The 7368-nt window shown below is 39.3% G+C and carries 4 protein-coding genes and 2 pseudogenes; 5 read left to right on the top strand and 1 reads right to left on the bottom strand.

Annotated elements, in window-relative coordinates:
- A pseudogene (locus ACEW8U_RS21175) lies at window positions 1-218 on the bottom strand (sterol desaturase family protein); the annotation flags it as partial.
- Window positions 219-341: 123 nt separating this feature from the next.
- Here ACEW8U_RS21175 and ACEW8U_RS21170 point away from each other — a divergent pair.
- The 5 genes and pseudogenes from ACEW8U_RS21170 to ACEW8U_RS21150 form a co-directional block, all read left to right on the top strand.
- Window positions 342-833, top strand: a complete 492-nt coding sequence (locus ACEW8U_RS21170; protein WP_373524048.1) for a DNA topoisomerase IV — start codon at window positions 342-344, stop codon at window positions 831-833.
- 34 nt (window positions 834-867) lie between these two features.
- Window positions 868-2772, top strand: coding sequence for a DNA topoisomerase IV subunit B (locus ACEW8U_RS21165; RefSeq protein ID WP_373524047.1), 1905 nt, complete (start codon window positions 868-870; stop codon window positions 2770-2772).
- A gap of 394 nt (window positions 2773-3166) precedes the next feature.
- A complete protein-coding gene (locus ACEW8U_RS21160; protein ID WP_373524046.1) occupies window positions 3167-5794 on the top strand; it encodes a DNA gyrase/topoisomerase IV subunit A in 2628 nt (875 codons plus the stop codon).
- A 310-nt stretch (window positions 5795-6104) separates the two neighbouring features.
- Window positions 6105-6545 carry a DUF2214 family protein gene (locus tag ACEW8U_RS21155; RefSeq protein WP_373524045.1) on the top strand — a complete coding sequence of 147 codons (441 nt, stop codon included), beginning with the start codon at window positions 6105-6107 and terminating at the stop codon, window positions 6543-6545.
- Window positions 6546-7150: 605 nt separating this feature from the next.
- Window positions 7151-7368: pseudogene (locus tag ACEW8U_RS21150) on the top strand (two-component sensor histidine kinase); the annotation flags it as partial.

The following is a 7368-nucleotide window of genomic DNA, read 5'->3' as shown; positions in this document are numbered from 1 at the left end:
TGGAAAAAAGCGAATTTTTCAAAGAGAAAAGTATAAATACCAATTGAAAGAATTTTGAGAAAAACACCTGTGACTTGTGAAACTACCCCACAATTGATATTGGTAATGGCATCATTTAACCGATAACTTGGATTTTTCTGGAATCTCAAAACAAGTAATTCTATCCCCATTAGGATAAAATACATCGGAATGGCAATGACAACGGGACTCAAATTCATCTTACTATCAGCTATTTGGGTTTTAACAATTGAAAGCTATGGATAAAAACCCAAAAAGGAAAAAAACAGTTTCAGAATTGCTAGGCTTTAATTTTTATATTAGCGCCCAAAATCAATTCAACTATGTATTATCGATTCGGAAAAGTATTTCATTTCTTATCAATCCTCCTTTTTATTTTTGTATTTCTCTACATCTATTCTGCTTTGCCTGACCAAGTAATCTATGAGTTTGACAATCAAGGTGGAACATCCAAGATTATTTCCAAGAACACCTTTTTTTATATTGGGATTATTCTATTTGTAGTATTAAATGTGATTTTAATTGCACCAGGAAAACTTATTGAAAATCAAGCAACTAAGAATCTTAAAAGACTTTTCCCGATCGGCGATATTTTCCGAGATTATATGTTGACCTGGATTTACAGCTTTGTGGGAATCATCAATTTTTCACTTTGCATCATGTCCTTATTTGTACATAGCATCAACAACCAAAATGAAATAAGTTCAGGAGATTTCAACTTTTTCTTTTACTTAATCCCTGTATTTTTTGTAGTTTGGATTGTTGGACTGTTTTGGATTTTGCTCCAAAAATTCAAATCCTTGCAGTCAAATTAATTAACTATAATACCTTAAATCATTACTTAAATACATGGGAGAAAACGTTCAGTATAACGAGGACAGCATCAAGTCGTTGGATTGGAGAGAACACATCAGGCTGAGGCCAGGAATGTATATCGGGAAACTTGGAGATGGCAGTGCACAGGACGATGGTATATACGTTTTGGTCAAGGAAGTACTTGACAACAGTATCGATGAACACATGATGGGCTACGGCCGCACGATTGACATCAAGATATCAGAACACAAGGTAGAAGTGAGGGATTATGGACGCGGGATTCCTTTGGGAAAAGTGATAGACTGTGTCTCCAAAATTAATACGGGTGGAAAATATGATTCAGGTGCCTTTCAAAAATCAGTTGGGTTGAACGGTGTGGGTACCAAAGCTGTCAATGCGCTTTCTGATTATTTCAAGGTTCAATCCTATAGAGAAGGCGAAACCAAAGTTGCGGAATTCGAAAAAGGCATCCTAAAAGAGGATAGAAAAGTAGAAAAATCATCCGAAAGAAACGGAACTAAAATCAATTTCATTCCTGATGCCTCAGTTTTTAAAAATTACCATTTTATACCTGAGTACCTTGAAAACCAAATCTGGAATTATGCTTTCCTGAATGCAGGGTTGACCATCAATTACAATGGCAAGAAGTTTTTCTCCGAAAGAGGTTTGTACGACCTGTTGATGCGGAAGGTTGATGAAGACAGTACGCGCTATCCTATCATTCATCTCAAAGGGACTGATATTGAAATGTCCATGACCCATAGCAACCAATATGGGGAAGAATACTATTCCTTTGTCAATGGGCAGTTTACCACACAAGGTGGTACCCACTTGGCAGCTTTTAGGGAAGCGATTGTCAAAACCATTAGGGAATTTTATAAAAAGGATTATGATGCTTCTGATATCCGTCAAAGTGTGGTTGCTGCCATTGCTGTACGGGTTCAGGAACCTGTTTTCGAATCCCAGACCAAAACCAAATTGGGTTCGCAGAGCATTGGACCTGATGGACCAACATTAAGAACCTTTGTCAATGACTTTGTCAAAACTGCACTCGACAATTACCTCCACAAAAATCCTACAACTGCAGATGCCTTGCTGAAGCGTATTCTGCAATCAGAGAGAGAAAGAAAGGAAATATCTGGTATCAAAAAATTAGCCAATGAAAGGGCTAAAAAAGCCAATCTTCATAACAAGAAACTGCGGGATTGCAGGGTGCATTATGATGACCCAAAGGCTAATGAGGAAGCAAAAAATCAGACCATGCTTTTCCTTACAGAAGGTGATTCTGCATCCGGTTCAATCACTAAATCGAGAGATGTGCAGACTCAGGCAGTTTTTTCCCTTAGAGGCAAACCACTGAACTGTTACGGCATGACCAAAAAGGTGGTGTATGAAAATGAGGAATTTAACTTACTTCAACATGCCCTGAATATAGAAGATGGGATTGAAAATCTGCGTTATAGAAAAATAGTAATTGCTACAGATGCTGATGTGGACGGGATGCATATCCGTTTGCTGATCATGACTTACTTCCTACAATTTTTCCCAGATTTGGTAAAAAACGGCCACCTGTTTATATTGGACACACCGCTCTTTAGGGTAAGGAATAAAAAGGAAACCATCTATTGCTACACCGACGAAGAACGACAGCGGGCCATCCATAAGCTGGGTAAAACAGCCGAAATCACTCGATTTAAAGGTTTGGGAGAGATTTCCCCGGGGGAATTCGGTAAATTCATTGGAGAAGAAATCCGTTTGGATCCCATTATTCTCAAAAAGGAAACAAAGATTGCCGACCTTTTGAGTTTCTATATGGGCAAAAATACCCCTGACCGACAGGTTTTTATAATCGACAACCTGAAAATAGAAAAAGACATTGTCCATGATGACCCAAGTGTCAATCAAGCAGCTGTAGAGGAGGAAAGTGAAGCAGCTTAGGAAGAACTTTCAGGTTAGACCTTTGAGGTTTTTTCAAAACCTCGAAGGTCTTGATCTTTAAGGATGATTAAATCCTCGAAGCAAATAGACCTGTCAGGTTTTTGAAACCTGACAGGTCAAAAGACACCCAATAGCTTAAGAGTGGTAGATTAATATATTTATAATAATTTCACAAACAGTGAAATCATTACCATTATTTCACTTTATATGAAATATTATGTTTACTTCCTTTTATAGAAATTGATCAGCGAACGCATGATATCTATCCTATTTTAAATTTGGAAAAGCATTGAATTTACCCTTCTTCCTACTTCGGTCTTCGGACTTCTGTCTAATGCCAAAAAAACGAACTTTAATGGCACCAAAAGGGATCAACAAAATACATCAACATTAAATGAGCGAAATTAACAATACCCCGGAAGAAAATGACGAAACCCTGCACGAGTCCCTCCCTGTAACAGGGATGTACAAAGACTGGTTTTTGGATTATGCTTCTTATGTGATTTTGGAAAGGGCCGTGCCTGCCATTGAAGATGGTCTGAAACCCGTGCAGCGCAGGATTCTTCATGCCATGAAGGAAATGGATGATGGCCGCTTCAATAAGGTAGCCAACATTATCGGCCAATCCATGCAATACCATCCACATGGTGACGCCTCTATTGGTGATGCCATCGTAAACCTTGGTCAAAAAGAACTGCTGATAGAAACCCAAGGCAACTGGGGAGATATCCGTACAGGTGATGGGGCTGCAGCCTCACGTTATATTGAAGCCAGGCTTTCAAAATTTGCTTTGGAGGTAGTTTTTAATCCCCAAACCACCGAATGGCAATTGTCTTATGATGGCAGAAAGCGTGAACCGATTACTTTACCGGTTAAATTCCCATTACTGCTTGCCCAAGGAGTAGAAGGAATTGCCGTAGGATTATCCACAAAAATACTTCCCCACAACTTTATAGAACTGATAGAAGGCTCGATTCAGATCCTGAAAGGGGAGAGGCCTTACCTGCTTCCAGATTTCCCAACAGGCGGACTTGCGGATTTTTCGGAATATAATGAAGGACATAGAGGAGGCCGTGTCAAGGTTCGTGCAAGGATTGAAGAAGAGGATAATAAAACCTTGTTAATCAAAGATATACCGTATGGAACTACTACTAATTCTTTGATCGAATCCATCATCAAAGCCAATGACAAAGGCAAGATCAAAATCAAAAAGGTGGTGGACAATACCGCAAAGGATGTAGAGATACAGATTCAATTGGCACCGGGACAATCTCCTGATATGACCATAGATGCACTTTACGCATTCACTGACTGCGAGGTCAGCATTTCACCAAATGCCTGTGTGATTATTCAGGATAAGCCTGTTTTTCTTTCGGTCAACGACATTCTCCAATACAATACCAAGCAGACAAAAGAGCTTCTCAAAAGAGAGCTTGAAATCCGAAAGGGAGAATTGATGGAAAAACTCCTTTTCTCTTCCCTGGAAAAGATTTTTATTGAAAACAGAATTTACAGGGATATTGAGGAATGCGAAACTTGGGATGCAGTTATTCAGACGATTGATAAGGGTTTAGAGCCATTTAAACCAGAATTTTACAGGGAGATTACCACAGAGGACATTGTCCGTCTGACGGAAATCAAAATAAAAAGGATCTCAAAATTTGATGCATTCAAGGCGGATGAACTGATGTATAAGCTTCAGGAAGAATTGAAAGAAGTCAATTACAACCTGAAGCATCTGACAGATTATTCCATCAAATATTACCAGAACCTTTTAGGCAAATATGGAAAAGGCAGAGAGCGGAAAACTGAAATCAGGGCATTTGATACCATTCAGGCTACTGTCGTCGCAGCAAACAACGCCAAATTGTATGTGAACAAGACTGATGGTTTTGTGGGATATGGACTCAAGAAAGATGAGTTTGTGTGTGACTGTTCAGACTTGGATGACATCATAGTAATTCGAAAGGATGGAGTTTGTGTGGTGACAAGAATACAGGAGAAAGGCTTTGTAGGTAAAGACATCCTGCATGTGGCTGTATTCCGAAAAGGAGATGAACGGATGGTATATAATCTGATTTATCTAGACGGAGGTTCTGGAAAAGCCATGGTGAAAAGATTCCAGGTTTTGGCAGTCACTAGGGACAGGGAATATGACCTGACAAAGGGCACTAAAGGTTCCAAAACGCTTTACCTGACCGCCAATCCAAATGGAGAGGCAGAGATTGTCACTGTTTACCTGACCCAAGGAGCGAAAGCAAGGGTCAAAGTCTTTGACTTTGATTTCAGTACCATAGAAATCAAAGGACGTGCTGCCGGTGGCAATATACTGACCAAATATCCTGTAAGGAAGATCCAATTGAAAATGGAGGGAGTTTCCACCTTGGGAGGCCTGGATATATTTTATGATCCATCCATTGGAAGACTCAATACGGACCAAAGAGGTAAAAAAATCGGAAATTTTCTGGGCGAGGACAGGATAGTTGTATTCTATAAAAACGGAGATTATGAACTGACCACATTTGAACTGACCAATCGATATGAGTCGGGCAATGTGTTATTGATCGAGAAATTTGATCCTGAAAAGATTTTATCAGCCATTTATTATGATGGGGCCGGTAAGACGTTCTTTGTCAAACGTTTTCTGATCGAAACCACTTCTGTCAACAAAAAATTCAATATTATCTCTGACCATAAGCAATCCTATCTTAAATTGGTTTCCACTGAAAAACAGCCTCAGGTAAAAGCCCTGCTACAAAAAGGCAAGGATCAGGAAGAACAGGAATACGATTTGGATATGTTGATTGATGTCAAAGGTTGGAAAGCCATAGGAAATAAACTCTCCTCCCATCAAGTTATAGAAATCAATCTGATACAAGCAGAACCAAAAAATACCGAAGACAAAGAAACATCATCCCAAATAGATTCCTCTGAAACCGATGAAGATCTGGAAATAGGTTCTACCGTCGAATTCAAGATCAAAAAAGAAGATGAGGATAAGGACCAGTTGGGGTTGTTTTAGGGTTTTTGGAATTATGGTTGGGATCTGACCGAAGCGAAGATGGCGAGAACGAAGTTATTCGATATAAGGTAGAAATATGGTTGAAATATAATTGAAATATAGTTGAAATTCTATTGAAATAGTAACCTCGAAAAAATCCTTAGAGCGAAACCAATTATGGAAATAGAGAAAATAGGAGTGAAGCGACGTTTCTGTGATCATGCCAACTTCCGTCTCCCGTCTTCGGTCTTCCGTTTCCAACATCCGTCATCCGTCATCCGACATAAAACAACCAAGTAAACAGCATCACTTCCAACAAAACCAAACCTCCATGACCCTCGAAATCCTCCTCCGTTATATCCACTTTATCAGCATTTTTGCGATAGTGGGTTCGCTTGTGGCTGAGCATCTGTTGTTGAAGAAGACGTTGACACGGGCTGAAATCGATCGATTGTCCAAAGTGGATGGGGTTTATGGTTTGGCAGTTTTGGTGCTTTTGGCAGCAGGCTTAACCCTTTGGCTTGGGGGCTATGGTAAGCCAACAGAATTTTACGGCAATAACCCGATATTCCATACCAAGTTGGCCTTGATAGTGATCTTAGGTATCCTTTCCATTTATCCGACAGTATATTTTATCAAAAATAGGAAAGGAGATCCTGCTGAAATCCTTACTGTACCAAAATCGATTTTTTGGATGTTGCGGTTTGAGCTACTATTGTTGTTGATTATCCCCTTTTTGGCTGGTATGATGGCAAAGGGGATTGGGGTTTAAGGGGGAGATTAAGTCTAGTACTAGTCCCATCGGGTCAAACGATATCCCCAAGTCCAGACCGAAAAATCGGTCGTGCCTACAGCACTTTGTTTCCACATCATTCCAGCTTTTCCATGGATTGAAATCTATGGTTAGTACATCGTTCACTCCTACGGAGCTATGGAATTCAAGCGAATAACTATTACAAAACTGTTGCATAATCAAACCCCAAAATCACAAAACCTGCCTTAACTGAATCACCGCCCCCAGTCCCATAAGGACGACCGACATACTAACCGTAGGTTTCAACCTACGGACCTCCTGTGACCAAATAACCCATAAGTCCCGTAGGAACGGCCGATATACATAAACCAAAAAACAGCGAATTGGTAGTGTCTTTAACCTAATCATTATATGGAAAGCCAATGTATTCTGAACTGATAGAGCAGGTGAAAAGGCCAAGATTCTTATTTTGTAAAAACTGACCATTGTAATTAAATAGTCGTAAATTTGAAGTAAGTGTTGTACTAAAGGATAAGTTAATCTTCTCATGAAGTCTTACATCTATTATATCTAGAGAATAGATAGTTTTTTTATTTCTAAATACAAATCGAAATTAAGAAGAAATGGATTATAAAAATGATTTGGCCGAGGCTAATAGAAAAATCGAATTCCTATACTTGGAAAAAGAAAAGAGAGCAGGGGAGTTGTATTTAGCCAACTTAGAGCTAATCTTCCAAAACGAGGAAAAGAAAAAACGGGCTGATGAACTGGTTTTAGCCAACTTGGAATTGGTCTTTCAAAACAGTGAAAAGAAAAAAAGGGCAGATGAATTGGATATTGC

This window comes from Aquiflexum sp. (assembly GCF_041751335.1).
In the GTDB taxonomy this organism is placed as follows: Bacteria; Bacteroidota; Bacteroidia; order Cytophagales; family Cyclobacteriaceae; genus Aquiflexum.
This window is presented reverse-complemented; position numbering and strand designations above follow the sequence as displayed.